Below are 17,194 nucleotides of genomic sequence, written 5' to 3'. Positions count from 1 at the left end.
CGTTTCGGCCAACCAGCCCTTCCGAAGTGCTCTTGCGGGACAAGGGTCCTTGTATTTCGCACCTTCCCGCAGCCGCACAGCGCCGGACTTCGCAGACCGACCGAAAAACACGTGTTCGAAAGCCAGGTGGCGTCGTTGAACTCGATGACACCGCCACGACCGTCAGAGGGGAGCGACGTTGACAACGGCCGGACCACACCGTGACACGCCGCAGGATGCGAAAGCCACGGCAGTTGAGGACGGGATCTCAAATGCGGAACGCGAGCTCTACGGGGGCCGGCTCCGCTACGACCAGTCCTACGTGCGCCACGAGGGCCCGCTGACCAGGCTCTCGTTCGGGCACATGGCCGCCGCGCTGCCGCGCATGGTCGGCATGGTGCTGCGTACCGGCTGGGAGACGGACCGGCGGGCGCTGGCCGGGGTCGTGGTGGCGCAGCTCGGGCAGGGGGTGACGGCCGCGTGGGGGCTGGTCGCGGTGAACTCGGTGCTCACACGGCTGTTCGCGGACGGTCCGACCGCGGACAAGCTCCGCGACGCCCTGTCGTCACTGGTGGTGCTGGCTGTCACCGCGGTGGGGGCGGCGCTGTTGTCGGCGTGGTCGACGGCGATGTCGGGCCGGCTGGAGCCGCAGGTGGAGCGGGTGGTCTCCGCGCGGTACTACGCGGCCGTCACCCGGGTCGAGGTGGCGGCGACCGAGCGGCCGGAGATCCAACGCGTCCTGGAGGCAGGCAAGTTCGGCACCGACTCCGCCCGCAGCATGCTGCGGCTGTCGGTCGGCGTGGGCAACGTGCTCATCGGGATGGTGGCGGCCGCCGCCGTCCTGGCGTCCCTGCACTGGACGCTTCTGCCGATGCTGCTGGCGATCGCGTTGCCCAAGGGGTGGGGCGCGGTCCGCTCCGCGCGCCGCGACTACGTCTCGCGGCTGAACTGGGTCGATCACCGGCGGGCCATCGCGTCACTGCTGGCCTACCTGACCCGCCCGCACGCGGCGGGCGAGATCCGCGTGCACGCGGCCGGGACCAAGCTGCTGGACAGCTACGAGGAGATGTCCCGGCAGACCGAGGCCGAGCTGCGGAGGCTGGCCCGCGCGCAGGCATCCACGGACCTGGTCGCCGGGACCTTCGCCGGCCTGGCGTCGCTCGCCTGCTACGGGGTGCTGTGGTGGCTGCTGGCGAACGGCAATCTGCCGCTGGCCGTCGGCGGGACCGCCGTCATCGCCATCCGCACCTCGACCGCGCGCCTGACCTCTCTCATCCAGCAGGTCAACCGCCTCTACGAGGAACTGCTGTTCCTCACCGACACCGAGACCGCCATCGAACTGGCCACCAAGCACGCCATCCCGTCCGCCGGCACCCCGCTGCCCTCCTGCGTTGACCAAGTACACGTGGAGGACGTGTCGTTCACCTACCCCGGCGCCGACTCCCCAGCACTGAAGGGAGTGAGCCTGTCGGTACGCCGGGGCAAGGTGACCGCGCTGGTGGGCGCAAACGGCTCCGGCAAGACGACCCTGACCAAGCTGCTCGCCGGGCTGCTGCTGCCCACCGAGGGAAACGTGTGGTGGAAGGACGACAAGGGCGGACAGGTCGAACTCCGAGAGGCCGACCGGGCCCAGGTCTTCGCCGAAGTGGGGCTGCTCGCCCAGGACTTCCCGCGCTGGGAGATGACCGCCGCCGCGAACGTGGCCATCGGCGCCGGTAACCGCCTCCGGGACATGGGCCGCGTCAAGGACGCCGCCCGGGCAGCGAACGTGCTCACGCTCGTCGAAGGACTGCCGCACGGCTGGGACTCGATCGTGTTCAAGGGCTACGAGCGCGGCGTCCAGCTCTCGGGCGGGCAGTGGCAGAAGCTCGGCACCGCCCGCAGCCTGTACCGGGGCGCACCGTTCCTCCTCGTCGACGAGCCGACCTCCGCGCTCGACCCGCACGCGGAGATCACCGCGTTCGAAGGGCTGTGGGCCCTCGCCGAAGAAGGGGACGCGGTCGTGCTCGTCACCCACCGGCTCGCAGCGACCGCACACGCGGACCGTATCTACGTCCTCGATCAAGGGCGTGTGGCCGAAGAAGGCACACACGATGAGCTGATGGCTCTCCAGGACGGGCTCTATCAAGGCATGTTCACCGCCCAGGCCGCCCAGTTCGGGCTCACCATTCCCCCGGAATCACCGGTGCCCGTACCCCGGCGCGCGTCTCCGCCCGTCCAGGAGGACGCCTCGTGACACGACGACCGTGCCCGGCGCCCGCCCGACCGCCCGACTCCTTGGCCGACGGCCGAAGCCGAGCGTCGGGATCCGCGTCTTGTCCGCGACAGCAAGCCCCCGTCGACCGTGAGGTGATGACGTGCCGCCCACCCGTTCCCACATCCGCCAAGCCGTCGACGCGTACCTGGACCGCCATCCGCAGGAGCGGGATGCCCTGGACGGGCTGCTGGCCGCCCTCGACGGCCCCGCCGACCCATGCAGCCGCGCCACGCTCCCGGGTCACATCACCTGCAGCGCAGCCATCATCGACCGCGACCGACGAGTGCTGCACATCGGGCACAGAGCGACCGGGCTGCTGCTCACCCCAGGCGGCCACATCGAGGCTGACGACCACACCCTCCTGGCCGCGGCCCTGCGGGAAGTGCGCGAGGAGACAGGGATCCGGTCCGGGGACCTTTGCCTGACCCCGCTCCTGGACGCTCCGATCGACGTCGACGTCCACGACATCGACGCCAGGCACCATCGCGGCGAGCCCGAGCACCGGCACTTCGACCTCCGGTTCGTCTTCTACCTTGCCCACAAAACCCCTGAGCTCGTCCTGCAGGACGAAGAGGTCTCGGGTGCGCAGTGGCGCCCTTTCGACGAGGTCAGCTCTCCGACACTGCGCGCCAAGCTGCTGGAAGCCGGCCTGGACGGTCGGATCGAGCCGGTGAACGCCTCAGCATTGATCTTCGACGATGCCGGCCGCTACCTCCTCCACCTTCGCGACAACTACCCGGACATCTGGGAGCCGGGTGCCTTCGCGTTGCTCGGTGGCGGCCGAGAGCCAGGAGACCGGTCGCTGGAAGCCACGCTCCGTCGCGAACTGGCCGAGGAAGTGCCCGGTCTGCACCTGTCCGACCTCAAGCCCTTCGCTGTGGAAGAGGCCACCGGTATCGACGGCATACGCGTACCGATCCAGATTTTCGCCGGTCGATGGAACGGTGACCCCGACGCCCTGACCTTGAATGAGGGCATCCTGCTGCGCTGGTTCCCACGGGAGATGCTGCACCGGCTGCCGCTGAGTCCATCGACGGCCGACCTCCTGCACCGGCACGCCGACCAGCGCACCCCGGCGAACGGCCCGTCGAGCAGTGCGCGCCCGGTGCGGGAGGAGGCACCGGGCGGGACGGAGCTTCATGTCGTCGGCGTCCACCTCTACGTTGAAGACGGCCGCGGCCGTCTCCTGCTCGGTCTGCGCCACCCCGACTCCGCGTACGCGGGGAACCTCTGGCACTTCCTGGCCGGGCACTGCGAGAGGGAGTCCGCCGTCAGCTGTCTGGTGAGGGAAGCCGAGGAAGAAGCCGGCCTGATCATCGACCCCGCCGACGTCGAGTTCGTGCACGCGGTCCACCTCGTCGACTCACCAGGCGCCCGGCCGCGCATCCAGCTGGTCTTCCGGGCCCGAGCATGGTCCGGCGCCCCGAGGGTCCTGGAGCCCGACCGATGCGTGGAGTGGCGGTGGTGGCAGCCCAAGGACCTTCCGGCGGAGCTGGTTGCGTATACCCGCACAGCCATCGAGGGCATCCTCGCGGGCCGCCTGTACTCGGAAATGGGCTGGCAGTGACCGCAGAGTTCACCACCGCGACCGCTTCCGCCAGCCGTCCTCTCCCCCGGAAGGCGAGAGCCATCTCTCCTGACCTGCTCGCCGTCACGACCGCCGCACGCGCCGTCATGGTCGACCGCCTCGACGCCGACTGAGTGCTGACCGACCCGCTGCTGCGCGACGCCCTGCTCCGAGTCCGCCGAGAACTGTTGCTCCCCCACGCGGTGAGCAAGCCCGGCATCGAACCGATCGAGTGGCGGCTCCTGGACGGCGCGCATCCCGACGACCAGGACGAGTGGCTCGACCTCGTGCACGGGGCGGACTCCGTGCTGCTGCAGCGCGACGGGGAACCGCTCGACTCCCTGGAGCGCGGACGGCTCTCCGGCGGGCACATGACGTCGATGTCGACGTACACCCCGCTCACCGCCGAGGCGCTGCAGGCCCTGCGGCCGACCCCCGGCGTGCGGTACCTGGACCTGGGCACGGGCCCGGCGGTGTCGCTGGCGTACGCCGCTGCGATCACCGGCCCCGGAGACGCGACCGGCGTCGAACGGGATGGGCACATGGCCGCGTTCGCGCGGCGGAACCTCGAGCGGCTCGGCGTCGGTGCGACGGTGGTGGCCGGTGACGCACTGGAGGGGCACGCGGCCGGGGCACCGTACGACCTGGTGCACTCCGGGATCGGCGTGCCCTGCCTGCCGGCGGCGTGGGTGGAGCAGCTCGCGCCCGGCGGGCGGCTGCTGACGACGGTGACGACCCGTACTCCGAGCTGGGTCGGCCAGGTACTCGTGACCCGCACCCCGGCCGGCCGGGTCGAAGCAGTCCTCACGGGCGGTCCGCGCGGGCACCGGCCGCTGCACGGCTACGCCTGGCTCACCGCTGTGGACCACCGCTCGCGGATCGCCGCCAGTCCTGGGCGCCCACGGCCGACGCGGCTGACGCCGCCGCCGGACGACGCGTACGGGTTCTGGCTCGCCGCCGCATACCTCGCCCCGGGCCTGGTGCGCGACTTCCAGGCCGAGACGATGACGATCGTCGCCCCCGAGGAGGACTCCTGGGCTGTCGCCGATCCCGACGGCACCACGGTGCGGGTCCACGGCCCGAGGGATGTGTGGGCCGACCTTGAGGACATCCACACCCGCTGGGTCCGGGCCGGCCGACCCGGTGCGTTCCGTGTCGACGTACCGGAGGACGGTGGGACACAGCACGTCGCCTCCGGCACCGGTCCCGACGCCCTGGAGTGGGTTCTGCCCGCGTCTTCAGCCCCACCCCGGCAACCCGCCTGACGCCCAACCCCCTGATGTGAAAGGAACGCTGTGAGCCTGTTCGAGTCCGCGGCCGTCGACTACGCCCGCCACCGCCCCGGCATTCCCGATGAAGTGGTCCGGCTGTTGGCCGGAGTCCTGGAGGGAATCGACCGACCGGTGCTGCTCGACCTGGGTGCGGGCACCGGCCAGGTTCCGGCCGCCCTGGTCGCCGCGATGCCGGGGATCGTCCGGGTGGACCTCGTGGACGCGGACGAAGGCATGCTCCGCGAGGCCGCCGCCCGGCTTCCGTCTCTGCCCAGCGCGGGCACGATCGCCTTCCACACCATGTCGGCCGAGGAGTTCACCACCCCGCACGCCGGCAGTCGCGCCCATCTGATCACCTGCGCGTGCCTTCCACTGGATGTCCAGGCCCGCAGTTCTGGCGAAAGCTTCGCCCGCCCGGCCCTGTTCAGAGGCCGGCACGCACGGTTCGAGCAGGAGGCCCACTCGCTGCTGGAGGAGCATGCCCGCGGCGAAGGGCTCGTCAAGGACGCCGTGTTCACCGTGCTGCTCGCGCGCCGCCCTGGTGGTGACCTGTGAGCGGCGGGCGGCACACCGAGCCGCTGGACGTGCACCTGATCGCGCTCCGCGACAGTGAGACCGGACCCGAGGTGCTGCTGTCCCGGCGGGCCGGCGATGTGTACGCGGCAGGCCTCTGGCACCTTCCGTCCGGGCACCTCGACGGGCCCGGGGAGGACGTCGTCACCGCGCTCGTGCGGGAGACCCGGGAAGAGACCGGCGTCCTCGTCGCCCCCGCTGCTGTCCGCGCGGCCGTCACCGTGCACCACCGCTCCCCGGGCGGCGGCGCACGCGTCGGGTTCTTCTTCGAGGTGCGGTGCTGGAGCGGCACGCCGCGCGTCATGGAGCCGGACGTGTGCGACGCCATGGGCTGGTTCCCGCTTGATGCACTGCCGGAGCCGATGGTCGCCTACTGCCGGGCCGGGCTGGACGCATACCGGGTCGGCGCCCGGATCGCCCTGCACTTCCAGGAGCCTGGCGATCCGATCGCCTACACGTCGGCCGTCGACCGGCTGCGCCTCGTTTCCGAGGCCGGTTCCGACAGCGTGGTGCCCGAGGACGCGGTACGGGACTTCGCCGAGCGGGCGGTCGGCCGGATCACCGGCTGGACGGATGCCTCCTGGGTGCGGAAGGGAAGCCAGGTGTGGCGGGCGGATGGCGCCGAGGACGGGGTGTGGTTCGTCAAGGTCCACCAGAACGACCGATTCCACCAGCGCGAGGTGGGCGCATTCCGTACCTGGGTCCCGAATCTGGGCCCGGCCGCGCCCCGCCTGGTGGCCGCCGATGAGTCCCTGCGGGCCGTCGTCATCACCGCGGTGCCGGGCCGCGCCCTGCACGGTGCCGTCTACCCGCCCGCAGAGGAGTAGCGGATCTTCCACCGCATCGGACAGCTTGCGGCCGCCATTCACCGCAGCGCCCCGGCCCGGCCGACCACGCACGACGCCTTGCCGCTCGGGAAACTGGAACGGCACCTCGATGGTGCGCGCGCCTACTTCGCGCCCGGGGACGAGGCGTTCATCCGCGCGATCGCCGAGAGAGCTTCGGGTCTGCCCGCCCTGGCGGTGGGGGCCACGCACGGTGACTTCCAACGGCGGAACCTTCGCTGGGAGGAGACCGCCGGCACCTTGTGTGTGATCGATTTCGAGCGCAGTGAAGACGGCCCGGCTGTACGGGACTTCGTGCGCCTGTCCGACGCCTGGCACGGGCGGCCGGACCTGTATGAGGCCGTGGCGGACGGCTACGGCCGCCCCCTCACCCCGGCCGAAGAGGAGCACCTGGCCGTCCTCTCGGTACTGGACGCCGTCTCCGGCATTCAGTACGGCATGGCCCATGGCGATCTGGAGCTCGCTGAGCGAGGCCGCCGCACCCTGGCCCGGCTGCGCTCCACGAGCCCTCCGTGAACACCACACCGCCCACCGCATCACAGCAGTCGAGGAGTAGCACCGTGGGGTACATCGTCCGCGATCAATGGCAGCAGCACTATGCCGACGGGAAAGGGTTTCGGCAGCTCGGTGAGCGTGAGCGGGCACTGCTTGCCGAGCACACCCCCGTGCCCGACGGCGGTGGACGGGCGCTCGAGGTGGGCTGCGGCGCCGGGGGCCTGGCCGTATACCTTGCGTCCCTCGGCTACGCGGTGGATGCCGTCGACTTCACCGACAGCGCCCTCGCGCGGGCTCGGGACGAACACGCGGATTCCGTGGAAGTGCGCTGGATCTGCCTGGACATCGAGCGCGACGACTCGGCAGAGCTGGACGAGGACGGCTACGACCTGATCACCATGCGGCTGATGTATCCGTTCCTGCGGGACCGCAGCCGCGTCCTGCACGCGCTCGGTGAGCGGCTGCGGCCCGGCGGCGCACTCGTGGTCATCACGCCCACCACCGAGCACACCCCTGAGGAGCGGCGGCACATCGCTCTCGACGAAAACGAGATCCGCCTGCTCACCGCGGGCTGGAAACAGGTGGAACGGCTGGACGCGGACAACCTCGCTGTCCTGGTCCTGCGCGGCCCCTGCCACGCCCGCACCACAGCGGTGGAGAAACGCCCGACCACCGGCCACGCCTGACCGGAGCCGTCGCCGTCGTCACCGACGAGGCCGGGAAGGTCCTGCTCGGCCGGTCCACCCGGGGCACGTGGGAGCTGCCCGGCGGCAAGACCAACGGCCAAGAGTCCTTCGAGCAGGCGGCGGTGCGGGAACTCGCGGAGGAGACCGGCCTGAGCGCCTCGGCCTCGGACACGTACGCGGTGACGATGCTGGTCGACGACAGCCACGGCGTGCCCCGGCTCACCGCCGTCATCCGGATCACCACCTGGTCCGGCACTCTCACCAACCCCGAGAAGCGCCTGTTCGAACGATGGGAGTGGCACGACCTGCACGCCCTGGCCTGCGTCGGCGACGTTGTCACCCCGGCCGCGCAGTTCCCTGCCAAGTTCCTCTGTTCAGACCCGCAGGCTGCTCCTGACGTCCGGGAACAGGTACGACTGAGCGCTCGTGTTGGCACTGCTGAGCATCAGAGGTGGCGAGGCAGCTTCACCGCCATCGAGTTCCCGGCCGCCTGCCTGGCGGGACCCGCGCGAGGCCAGACGTTCTGGCGGAAAATTCGTGTGCCTCAAAGGACTGGGCGCTCTATTGTCGCCCGCATGAACGTCACCGGCCGAAGCATCATCGCGACCGCGCGAGCGACCAGCTCGCCGGTTGCCGCCGTCTGACCTCCTCCCTTTCCCACCGGCGACCGGAAACGGCCCGTCGGTGGTCCCGTGGCGTTCTTGGCTTCTTGCCCCGGTGCGATGACCAGCGTGGTCCCGTTATCCGGTGCCTTCCCCGCTGTGACGCGAAGGAGCCACCCTCATGAACACGGAGAAGATTGTCCGCACGTTCGTCGAGTACTTCCAGGAGCGTGATCACCGCCGGATCACCGGCTCGACGCTGCTGCCACCCCCTGGCGACTCGGTGCTGTTCACCACCTCCGGCATGCATCCGCTCACCCCGTATCTGGAGGGGCGCCCCCATCCGCTGGGCCGGCGACTGGTCAATGTGCAGCGCTGTCTGCGCACCACGGATCTGGAGGAGGTCGGCGATGCCACCCATCTGACTGTGTTCGAGATGCTCGGCACCTGGTCGCTGGGCGACTACGAGGGCTCACTGAGTCTCGACTGGGGGTACAGGCTGCTCACCGATGGACTGGGTGTCGATCCGGGCTTGCTGCATGCCACCGTCTATGGCGGCGATGACCAGACCGGGCCAGACACTGCTTCCCTGCAGTTGTGGCAGGACCTCGGCGTTCCCGTCGAGCTCACCGTGGAGGACAACTGGTGGTCCAACGGACCGGTCGGCCCGTGCGGCCCCGACTCGGAGATCTTCCTGTGGAGCGGTGACACCCCACCCCAGTCGACACCCACACGCGACGACCGCTGGGTAGAGGTCTGGAACCACGTGATGATGCGCCATCGTCGACTCGAGGACGGTTCCCTTGTACCGCTTCCCCAACGCAACGTCGACACTGGGCTCGGCCTGGAGCGGCTGGCCTCTCTGCTGCAGGGCCAGTCGTCAGTGTTCGAGTGTGACGTCTTCGACCCATGGCGCCGTATCGTGCCAGCTCTGTGGCCACTTGACGAACCGTCGCTGCGCCTGGTCTACGACCACCTGCGCTCGGCCATCGTGGTACTCGGCGACGGAGTGCGCCCCGCCAACACTGGACGGGGCTACGTGCTCCGCCGCCTGCTGCGACGAGTGCTCACCGTTCTGTGGCGGGACGATCCGTCGCGCGGTCTCGGAGATCTGCCGGACGAGTTGGTCTCACACACCCTGGACCACTTCCGCCAGAAAGTAGATCCCAGCGACGTGCGCCGACTGCTGCTCGAGGAGGAGTGCCGGTTCAGTCGGCTCCTTGAACGAGGTAGGCAGGTGCTTGCTCGATCCCGGTTCCAAGGCCCGCTGAAGGATGAGGACTTCCAGTACCTCCACGACACCCACGGTCTGCCTCGCGATCTGGTCACAAGCCTGCGGCAAGAGTGATGGCGGGGATGAGCGCGGGTGCAGACCAAAATGATGGAACCGGCCCTACGGCCCGACCTTATGGACTGCGACGTGATTCCTGAGCTGAGCGCTTCACCTGACGGATGGCGCCAACGGGAGGGCTCAGTCACAACAGGACGGGGCCGCCCCGGTGTTCAGTCGACCGGGGCGGCCCTGTGTAGGTGGGGATCTCAGGTGGTGGGTGGATGAAGCGGGATGACGTTGTCAGAAGCCGTGACGGGGTTCGTTGACGCGCTCTTCTCTTCTTCGGTGAGAACGGCGCTGGCAAGGGTGAGGTTGGTTACCAGTTGGCGGAGTTCTTCGATCTCGGCTTTCTGGTTCGCGATGGTCCTTTTGAGTTTGGTGACGGTGTCTCTGAGTCGTTTCTCCGTTTCTGGAATCTGCCTGGCCTCCTTGCGGACGCGTTCCTCGAACTCGCGCTTCAGATCGACGTGTCTCTTGTAGAGAGCCATGCGGTGGACGCCGACTTCGGCGGCGAGGGCGGCCGCGGTCATGCTTCCGTTGGAGACGGTGGCCTGACCGGTGAGGAGCCGGTCCATGGCCCCGCGGATGCGGGTCCGTTCGTCTTGGTGGTCCTGATTCCTGCCAGGGCCTCGGCGGTCTGGGCGGCAGCATCGTGGGCGTCAGCGGTGGCCCGGAGCTGGTCGGCGTTGTTCGCAGGCGCTTGCCGATGGGCTCTGGCGTGTGGGCGGCCAGCTTGTCGATTTCGTCGGCTCGCTCGCGCGGGAGGGGAGCGTGTGTGTCGGTGCGGATGGCGTTGCCGCAGCCGGGGCGGCAGTCGTACTGCCTGGGGGCGGTTGCTCCGAGGTCGGGTTCGCAGAGCGCGTTGTCTCGTTTGAATGCGCAGATCAGGAGAGCGTCGGGGTTGTCGAAGAGTACGACGCCGTCTTGGGCGAGGAACTTGGCTGCCTTCTTGGCGAACGTCTTGGGGACGATGCGGTCTTCGAAACGCGGTGTCTGGGCGGCAGCGGTGAGGGCCCGAAGGGCAGCGGGCCCGGAGATCTTCTCTCCGGCGGCGATGCGGTCGCGCAGGCGGGCGGCGGTGTCGGCGGCTGCGAGGACGGTTTCGACGTCGAGGACGCTGTGGATGCCGCGGCGGCTGCGGCTGCCGTAGCCGCTGGAGGTGCAGGCGTCCAGGACGGTGCGCATGTGTCCGTACTGGATGGCGAGCGCGATCAGGCCGCTCGGCCGGCGGGCGATGTGCCAGGCCAGGGTGCGTCTGAACCAGCTTATGCGGATGGCGCCGTGCGGATCGGCGGGGACGACCTGCTCAGGCAGTCCGTGCGCCTCAGCTTCCTGGTTGACCCAGACCACGAAATCCTCGATCCGCCTGTTCAAGGTCGACTTCTTCAACGCGCCGTGGTGGCCGCGCCCGTGCTGGAAGTCGTGGTGGGCGGCACTGTGAAGGAGCTCGTCCTGCGCGACCATGCGCTCCAGGACACGGATGGCTCGACCTCGATCTCCAGCAACCGCTCGAACGCGGCTGCCATCGACAGGTTCTCGGTCCGGACCTGGTCCAGCACCCGCGGGAGAGCCTCGAACGCGTCGTTGAGCTTCGGGTAGGACAGGTGGGCCCGCAGCTGTGAATAGCTCTCCCGCCTCACCGTCGACCACATCGAGGAGACCGGCGGAGCCGTCCGCATCCGCCTCGGCGCCGTGCCGGTCGAGCTTCCCGCGCCCGTCGCCGAACTGGCCCTCCACCAGGTCGCGATTCGCCGCAGCCACGCCGTCCTTGGCCGGACAGAGTCACCCTGGCTCTTTCCCGGCGGCCAGCCCGGCCGACCGATCAGCGCCTGGGCCATGGGCGAGCGACTCCGCAAACTCGGCATCCGCCTCGCGGAGGCCCGCTCGACCGCACTGTTCCAGCTCGCCACCGAACTGCCCGCCGCGGTCCTCGCCCGCACTCTCGACATCGACATCACCGTCGCCGTCAAACGGCAGCGAGCCGCCGCCGGCGACTGGGGCGCCTACGCGGCCGAGGTCAGCCGCCGAAACTCGGAAGCCTGACTCGTCCCGATGTCAGACCCCGCTGACATGCTGCTTCTCATGACAACGTCCGAAAGCATGCCCGACCTCGCTCAGATCACCGACGGCCACGAGGTCACTCCCGAACTCCGACGCCAGCTGATCGGCTGCTGGATCGCGGCCACCAACTCGGGCGGTGCCGCCGGATTCCCCTTCCCACCCGTCCAAGACAACGACGTCGCACCAGTCGCGGACAAGCTCCTCGGCCGTCTCCACCCACAACACAGCCGACTCATCACCGCCAGATTCGACGACGTTCTTGCCGGATGGGTCGTCCTCAACCGCGATCCCTACCGGCTCATCGGGCACTGGGGCACGGTCAACCACCTTCAGACCCACCCCGAATTCCGCGGACGCGGCGTCGGCTCCGCCCTCATGCGTGAGCTGCAGAAGATAGCGCGCAACGACTTGGGGCTCGAACAGCTCCATCTGGCTGCCCGGGGAGAAGAGGGGCTGGAGGACTTCTACAGCCGACTCGGATGGCGTGAGGTCGGTCGCTGGCCCGGGGCCCTCCGCCTCGCGCCCGACGACACCCGGGACGAGGTCCTGATGCTCCTCGATCCCCTCTGAGCGCGGGGGTTATTCCGGGAGTTCCAATACCCGACTCCACCATTAGCGGTCTACCCCGCGGAGACGATCGAAGCCCACCGAGCGTTCATCGCCCGCCGCCGAGCCTCTCGCCCCGGCGAAGAGTACCGAACCCCAACCGAGGAGGAGTGGGACGCTTTCCTCGCCCACTTCGAGAAGTGGAAGGTGTCCATCGGCACCTGCGCACGCGCCTTCGGATCTCCTTGTATTCATGAGCACGCTTGTGTCAGATGCTCACTCCTCCGACCGGATCCGGCCCAACGGACACGGCTCGTCGACATCCGCGACAACCTCATCGCCCGCATTGCCGAAGCCGAACGCGAAGGCTGGCTGGGCGAAGTCGAGAGACTTCAGGTCAGCCTCACCGGAGCAGAGGAGAAGCTCGCGCAGCTCGACGCCAGGCAGGACCGAAGGTCATCGAAGGCATTCCTCGGAGTCCCGTCGTTGGACCAGATCGGCACTCGTGATCTCGACGCTTCCGCTCATGTCGGCCGCCATAGATGATGGCGCGATGAGCAACATCAGCGATGCCCACGTGAAGGTTCACTTCCGAATGGAGGTGGACGAGGATGGCTGGCCTCCGGCGTCAGTCGAGAGCCTATGGGCCGTGGACCTGGGCGATGGGACGGTGCGCTTGGACAACACCCCGTGGTTCGTTCGCGGGGTCGCGAGCGACGACATTGTCAAAGTCGAGGTCGACGACGAGGGCTTGTGGTGGGCCGGGGAGACCGTTCGCGCCTCGGACAACTGCACCATCCGGTTGATCGTGCTGAAGGACGGGGGTTCGGCAGCAGCTAGACAGACCGTGCTGGAGACCTTCCATCGGCTTGGCACGACAGGCGAGGGCATTGAGCAGTTCCGGATGGTCGCGCTGGACATCCCGCCGACGGCGGACCTTCCCCGGATCCGCAGGTTGCTGGAACACGGCGAAGTCAAGGAATGGTGGCACTGGGAGGAAGGGTGCGTCACCGCGGCCTGGACAGCTACGGCCTCGGACTAGGGCCAGGACAGCCGCGGTTTGATCAAGCCCTCGGTCGGCTCGCGGGGCAGCCGGTCGGGGACAAGAAGGGTGATGAGCACGGCTCCGGGTCCATTGGGCAGTCCTCCGGAGATATCACCCGCTCACACCACCTGCCGACCAAATCAGCTCGCCCAACAACCGCGTTGAGGCGGCTCGCTGTATCCACCGCGGCCTCGAACCATGTCCGATCCACAAGCGTCGTCGGAGCGGCTTCAAGCAGCTGCTTGCTTCGCCACGCGCTCAGCCCAGTCACTGACCGAATCGCCCGGACAAGGTCGAGCCCCCGGCCTCCGCTCGAGGCCAACAGCACGTCGAACTCTGGTTCCTCCACCATCCCCCTATCAGATGCAACCACACCGTCTGGTGGGCAGACCTCACCACGGGGTGTCGGATCATGCTGCCTGGATCCACTTTCAGGCATCAACTTCAATAGTTCAGAGAAGCCTGTGTCAGATGTCCCCTACTTCCCGTGGACCCAGCCCAGATGCCACGCCTCCAGGAGATCCACGCCAACCTCATCGACCGGCTCCAGGAGGCCAAGGACCAGGGCTGGCTCGATGAGGTCGCCGCGATCGAGACCAGCCTGGCTGCTGCCGCGCAGAAGCTGAGGGCCATGCGACACCGTGCAGCGCAACCGTCCACCGTCCATCTCGGTATGCCCGAAATCCGCAGCAGCGTTGGTCGCATTACTCCGAGGCTGTGACACACACGGCCGCGCAAGAAGTCAGCATCCCCGAGGCGTATGCGAGGCGATGGACCTGGACCTGGCTCCGACCAACATCAACAACGTCCGAATCAAGCTCAAGCGCCTGGCCAGGCGCGGCAGCCTGACCGAGCCCGAGCCGGGCCTGTTCACCCTGCCACGACCATAACCGTCCGCTGTGGCGCCTGGGGCCACTCGCTACTTTCCACAGTTCAGAGCATGATCAGCGTTTGAGGCATGTTGCCGTGGCAGGCGCGGGCCAGGGGGTACGCGTAGCCACCTTCGGTCTCGGGCAGAACCGATCATTTGTCCGTTCTCCTGAGTGCCTGGGGCGAGGTGGTGAACCTCCGCCAGACCGGGGCATGATGGTCGACGCCGAGGAAGTTCTGGAAGTCCCAGTAGACGCCTCCTTCAAGGCGGCCGTACCCATCGCTCGGACGGACGGGACTGTTGAGAGGGTCGTGCTCGTTCTCCCAGTCGATGTCCTCGTACCCGGGGTCGTCGATGCTGTAGGGGGTCAGATAGCCCCGGGCATGCTCGATGTTCAGGTCCAGAGCCGGGAACTGGGCCAGCAGGAGGTCGGGGCGCCCCTGGCACGGAAGATCGCCGAAGAACGAGCCATTGATGCCGGTCTCCTGCTGGAACTGGTCGATCGCTCTGCCGTGGTGGAACAGCTCGCAGCCCCAGAAGTCGTCGTCGTAGATGAAGACCAGCAGGCCCGGGCAGTCGTAGGCGCGTGAAACGTGAAGCTGGGCGCGTCGGCGCAGGACCCACTCCCAACCCCGGGTCCATTTCAGCACGGTCCAGTCGCCGCGCCGTTCGTGCAGGGCGTAGGAATCGAGGTTGACGTCGTGGACGTCCTCCAGATTGAGCGTGTGCTCCTCCTGGTGCCAGAACTCCTCCAACGCGGCGTACACCTGCTCGTGGTCGACGCCGTAGAACAGGTTGACGCGCTCGAATGTACCCATGTGTGCCCCCGAGGCATGTGGTCGGCGCCGGCGGCTGGCGCTCTCGCCTGGCAGTGTCGCAGCCGCCCGGCTGGAGCTGGTGACCGGGCCGCCGGCGACGTCGGCCGATGCTGCGGATGCTGAGACCCGCTGCACACCCATGAACTGCACAAACGCGCTGCGCAGAACGCCCAGACAACCAGCGCAGCTACTCCCTCCCGGGCCAGCGAAACGGACATCACCTCACATCCCGCCCTCTGAGAACGGTCAGATCTGTGTGCGGGACGCGATGTAGTCGAACCAGTCCCGTTTCGCGTAGGCGGTCCACCATGTGGCGTTGCTGATGCTCGTGCCGGTGAGGTCACTGGCGCCTGGCGGCCGGTCGGCCTGTCCGGTCCTCGCCCACCCCGACGGGTGGGCGAGGACCGGGCGGAGCGACCGGAGGGTCAGCGCGGGAACTGGAGGACGCTGTCGGGCTCGTCGCCGATGTCGTCGCCGACCGGGGGGCGGCGGCGGGACGTGAGGTGCGGGCCGGACGGCGGCCCTGGCCGGGCGTGCGGGGTAGATGACACGTCGGCGCAGGGTCATGCCGCGCAGAGCGAGCGCGCTGAGCAGCGTCCAGGCAAGGACGGCGAGCGCGGCGGCGACGGTACGGCTGGCGTGCGGGGTGGCCTACTGGTGAAGGGGCAGTGTTCCAACCCGGCGCTATTCCGGCTCCTGCACAGCCAGGTATTGCTCGCTGAGGCTGCCGGCATCCGCTTCGAGCGCGGTCAGATCACCAAGCGCCAAGGTTCGTCGCTGCTCGACCGACTCACCCTCAAGGTGGCGAACGTTCAAACCGACAAGCAGGTGCCTTCAACTGATAGACCCGTAGCGGCGGTTGCTTCGTGCGGGAGCGGAAGGTGGCAGGATCCGATCATGAGCCTCACCGCGCGACAGCTCGCCCTGGCCACGTTGGACCGTCAGCTCTTGCTCGAGCGCCAGCGCCTCGATGTGGCGGAGGCGGTTCGCCGGGTCTGCGCTCTGCAGGCACAGGCACCAGCGTCGCCGTACCTGGCGCTATGGAACCGTGTGCAGGACTTCGCGCCCAAGGATCTCGACGCAGCGTTCGCGCACGGCCGGATCGTGAAGGCAACCCTCATGCGGATACTGATCACGGCTCGTTAGGGTGATGAGGGGCTGTCCAGGGGCAGGCCGGTTCCGGCTATGAACCCATCGAGGGTGTCCGGTCGGTACTGCAGGCGTTTGAGCCGGTTGCGCACGAGCTTCTCTAGGCGATCGAGGGCGACGACGGCGAGGTTGGCCAGGCTGCGTTTGACGTGTGCCCACACACCCTCGACCGGGTTCAGATCAGGCGAGTACGCAGGAAGCAGGAACACTGTCAGCCACTCACGTTCAGCAACCAGTTCCTGCATCGTCTTGGAGACGTGGGTGTTGAGTCGGTCCCACACCAGCACGATGGGTGCTTTCACCAGTTGGTGGACGCCGTCCAGAAGAGCGATGTAGTCGCGCTCGCTCATGCTGCGGCGCGTGCCCTTGCCCGCGGGGTGGGTGAGCAGGCGGTGGCACAGCCGGGTGCGGGAGCCCGGGCGCCAGGCGATCAGCCCGGCCACCGACAGGCGTCCCGAGCGCCGTCCGCTTACGGTGACGACCGGGGTGTGGCCTCGCCGGCCCCAGGTGCGTCCTTTGGGCGGCCTGCGGGTGAAGCCCGCCTCGTCCTCGAAGCAGATGTAGCCCCTGCAGGCCGCCCGGGCCCGTTTACCTCCACCCAGGTCGCCTCCTTCCAGCCGGTCACGGCCTGTTCGTCGCGCTCGGCCACCCTGCGTGCGGGCATCTGCGGAGTGAAACCGAGCCGGCGCATCAGCCTCGTTGCGCCTGAGACGCTGTACGAGACGTGGAACTTCCTGCCGATCAGCGTGGCCACCCGTGCAGCCGTCCACACCTGGTCCTCGGTGCAGCCGTGCGCGGCCGGCCCCTGCTCGAGATACCCGGCGAGCTTCTCCAGACAGCGCGGTGACAAACGACACCGGCCCCCGCTCGGCCCTCGCGAAAGCAGCGCGTCGGCACCACCTTGTCGCCACAACTGCTGCCATTGGTAAGCCGACTTCACACTCACACGCAGCTGCCGGGCCACCTCGGGCGGTTTGACCTGCTGAGCGAACAGCTCCGCCGCCTGTATCCGCACCGCTTCCCGGCGCCGCCGTGCTGCAGGCGTCAGCCCGCCCCCATCCGCATATCTCACGCACCACGGACTATCGACAACACG

20 protein-coding genes and 1 pseudogene are annotated in these 17,194 nt (G+C 68.6%); 17 read left to right on the top strand and 4 right to left on the bottom strand.

Annotation, left to right across the window (positions count from 1 at the left end):
* Nucleotides 1-178 precede the first annotated feature (178 nt).
* The 10 genes from AQJ27_RS47855 to AQJ27_RS47820 all read left to right on the top strand — a co-directional run bounded on the left by AQJ27_RS47855 (nucleotide 179) and on the right by AQJ27_RS47820 (nucleotide 9,623).
* The gene (locus AQJ27_RS47855; protein ID WP_067384507.1) at nucleotides 179-2,215 is read left to right on the top strand and encodes an ATP-binding cassette domain-containing protein; all 2,037 of its coding nucleotides are present in this window, start codon (nucleotides 179-181) and stop codon (nucleotides 2,213-2,215) included.
* A gap of 121 nt (nucleotides 2,216-2,336) precedes the next feature.
* On the top strand, nucleotides 2,337-3,803 hold the full coding sequence (locus tag AQJ27_RS47850; protein ID WP_067384505.1) for an NUDIX hydrolase: 1,467 nt from the start codon (nucleotides 2,337-2,339) through the stop codon (nucleotides 3,801-3,803).
* Nucleotides 3,800-3,937, top strand: a complete 138-nt coding sequence (locus tag AQJ27_RS59790; RefSeq protein ID WP_235613958.1) for a hypothetical protein — start codon at nucleotides 3,800-3,802, stop codon at nucleotides 3,935-3,937. Before AQJ27_RS47850 ends, AQJ27_RS59790 begins: the two co-directional genes overlap by 4 nt.
* The gene (locus AQJ27_RS47845; protein ID WP_235613957.1) at nucleotides 3,938-5,068 is read left to right on the top strand and encodes a methyltransferase domain-containing protein; all 1,131 of its coding nucleotides are present in this window, start codon (nucleotides 3,938-3,940) and stop codon (nucleotides 5,066-5,068) included. It abuts the gene before it with no gap.
* A 30-nt stretch (nucleotides 5,069-5,098) separates the two neighbouring features.
* Nucleotides 5,099-5,629 carry a methyltransferase domain-containing protein gene (locus AQJ27_RS47840; protein WP_067384503.1) on the top strand — a complete coding sequence of 177 codons (531 nt, stop codon included), beginning with the start codon at nucleotides 5,099-5,101 and terminating at the stop codon, nucleotides 5,627-5,629.
* Nucleotides 5,626-6,474, top strand: a complete 849-nt coding sequence (locus AQJ27_RS59785) for an NUDIX hydrolase (RefSeq protein ID WP_235613956.1) — start codon at nucleotides 5,626-5,628, stop codon at nucleotides 6,472-6,474. The genes AQJ27_RS47840 and AQJ27_RS59785 overlap by 4 nt, the downstream gene beginning before the upstream one ends.
* Nucleotides 6,475-6,477: 3 nt before the next feature.
* Complete coding sequence (locus tag AQJ27_RS59780; protein ID WP_341866168.1) at nucleotides 6,478-7,008, top strand: phosphotransferase; 531 nt, start codon at nucleotides 6,478-6,480, stop codon at nucleotides 7,006-7,008.
* A 44-nt stretch (nucleotides 7,009-7,052) separates the two neighbouring features.
* Complete coding sequence (locus tag AQJ27_RS59775; protein ID WP_067384500.1) at nucleotides 7,053-7,673, top strand: class I SAM-dependent methyltransferase; 621 nt, start codon at nucleotides 7,053-7,055, stop codon at nucleotides 7,671-7,673.
* Entirely contained in the window at nucleotides 7,559-8,317 is a 759-nt protein-coding gene (locus AQJ27_RS59770; protein WP_167552158.1) for an NUDIX domain-containing protein, read from the top strand. The genes AQJ27_RS59775 and AQJ27_RS59770 overlap by 115 nt, the downstream gene beginning before the upstream one ends.
* 139 nt (nucleotides 8,318-8,456) lie before the next feature.
* Entirely contained in the window at nucleotides 8,457-9,623 is a 1,167-nt protein-coding gene (locus tag AQJ27_RS47820) for an alanine--tRNA ligase-related protein (RefSeq protein ID WP_067384495.1), read from the top strand.
* Nucleotides 9,624-9,814: 191 nt separating this feature from the next.
* Here AQJ27_RS47820 and AQJ27_RS47815 read toward each other — a convergent pair whose 3' ends face one another.
* A complete protein-coding gene (locus tag AQJ27_RS47815) occupies nucleotides 9,815-10,183 on the bottom strand; it encodes a hypothetical protein (RefSeq protein WP_067384491.1) in 369 nt (122 codons plus the stop codon).
* A 145-nt stretch (nucleotides 10,184-10,328) separates the two neighbouring features.
* Here AQJ27_RS47815 and AQJ27_RS58185 point away from each other — a divergent pair, with 145 nt between their 5' ends.
* From AQJ27_RS58185 to AQJ27_RS57700, 6 genes are all read left to right on the top strand, one after another.
* A complete protein-coding gene (locus AQJ27_RS58185) occupies nucleotides 10,329-11,207 on the top strand; it encodes a hypothetical protein (RefSeq protein ID WP_067384487.1) in 879 nt (292 codons plus the stop codon).
* Between the two features lie 93 nt (nucleotides 11,208-11,300).
* Nucleotides 11,301-11,651 carry a hypothetical protein gene (locus tag AQJ27_RS47805; RefSeq protein ID WP_079065856.1) on the top strand — a complete coding sequence of 117 codons (351 nt, stop codon included), beginning with the start codon at nucleotides 11,301-11,303 and terminating at the stop codon, nucleotides 11,649-11,651.
* Between the two features lie 39 nt (nucleotides 11,652-11,690).
* Nucleotides 11,691-12,239 carry a GNAT family N-acetyltransferase gene (locus AQJ27_RS47800; protein ID WP_067384559.1) on the top strand — a complete coding sequence of 183 codons (549 nt, stop codon included), beginning with the start codon at nucleotides 11,691-11,693 and terminating at the stop codon, nucleotides 12,237-12,239.
* Between the two features lie 183 nt (nucleotides 12,240-12,422).
* Nucleotides 12,423-12,761, top strand: coding sequence for a hypothetical protein (locus AQJ27_RS58180; RefSeq protein ID WP_235613955.1), 339 nt, complete (start codon nucleotides 12,423-12,425; stop codon nucleotides 12,759-12,761).
* Nucleotides 12,762-12,768: 7 nt separating this feature from the next.
* Nucleotides 12,769-13,257: a DUF4265 domain-containing protein gene (locus AQJ27_RS47795; protein WP_067384558.1), complete on the top strand. Its 489-nt coding sequence runs from the start codon at nucleotides 12,769-12,771 to the stop codon at nucleotides 13,255-13,257.
* 490 nt (nucleotides 13,258-13,747) lie between these two features.
* On the top strand, nucleotides 13,748-13,981 hold the full coding sequence (locus AQJ27_RS57700; protein ID WP_162489377.1) for a hypothetical protein: 234 nt from the start codon (nucleotides 13,748-13,750) through the stop codon (nucleotides 13,979-13,981).
* A 302-nt stretch (nucleotides 13,982-14,283) separates the two neighbouring features.
* Here AQJ27_RS57700 and AQJ27_RS47785 read toward each other — a convergent pair whose 3' ends face one another.
* Together AQJ27_RS47785 and AQJ27_RS60410 are read right to left on the bottom strand one after the other, a co-directional pair.
* The gene (locus tag AQJ27_RS47785; protein ID WP_067384481.1) at nucleotides 14,284-14,949 is read right to left on the bottom strand and encodes a hypothetical protein; all 666 of its coding nucleotides are present in this window, start codon (nucleotides 14,947-14,949) and stop codon (nucleotides 14,284-14,286) included.
* Nucleotides 14,950-15,374: 425 nt separating this feature from the next.
* On the bottom strand, nucleotides 15,375-15,500 hold the full coding sequence (locus AQJ27_RS60410; protein WP_268814647.1) for a hypothetical protein: 126 nt from the start codon (nucleotides 15,498-15,500) through the stop codon (nucleotides 15,375-15,377).
* Nucleotides 15,501-15,846: 346 nt separating this feature from the next.
* Here AQJ27_RS60410 and AQJ27_RS54030 point away from each other — a divergent pair.
* A pseudogene (locus AQJ27_RS54030) lies at nucleotides 15,847-16,089 on the top strand (DNA glycosylase AlkZ-like family protein); the annotation flags it as partial.
* 2 nt (nucleotides 16,090-16,091) lie between these two features.
* On the opposite strand, the gene AQJ27_RS61120 reads toward AQJ27_RS54030, so the two are convergent.
* Nucleotides 16,092-17,170, bottom strand: a protein-coding gene (locus tag AQJ27_RS61120) for an IS630 family transposase (RefSeq protein WP_425275291.1) whose coding sequence is annotated in 2 segments (ribosomal slippage) — nucleotides 16,092-16,690 and nucleotides 16,690-17,170 — 1,080 coding nt in all. Because the reading frame shifts where the segments join, the coding sequence is not laid out codon by codon here.
* Nucleotides 17,171-17,194: the final 24 nt, after the last annotated feature.

Origin of the sequence: Streptomyces olivochromogenes, from assembly GCF_001514115.1 — a bacterium.
Lineage (GTDB): Bacteria > Actinomycetota > Actinomycetes > Streptomycetales > Streptomycetaceae > Streptomyces > Streptomyces olivochromogenes.
The sequence above is the reverse complement of the archived record's forward strand: the minus strand, read 5'-3'. Positions and strand labels throughout refer to the sequence as shown.

Bases quoted from the DNA above. Each gene is read 5' to 3' on its own strand.
- AQJ27_RS47815 (WP_067384491.1), bottom strand. From the start codon at position 10,183: ATGGACCGGCTCCTCACCGGTCAGGCCACCGTCTCCAACGGAAGCATG.
- AQJ27_RS47800 (WP_067384559.1), top strand. From the start codon at position 11,691: ATGACAACGTCCGAAAGCATGCCCGACCTCGCTCAGATCACCGACGGC.
- AQJ27_RS47820 (WP_067384495.1), top strand. From the start codon at position 8,457: ATGAACACGGAGAAGATTGTCCGCACGTTCGTCGAGTACTTCCAGGAG.
- AQJ27_RS47795 (WP_067384558.1), top strand. From the start codon at position 12,769: ATGAGCAACATCAGCGATGCCCACGTGAAGGTTCACTTCCGAATGGAG.
- AQJ27_RS47785 (WP_067384481.1), bottom strand. From the start codon at position 14,949: ATGGGTACATTCGAGCGCGTCAACCTGTTCTACGGCGTCGACCACGAG.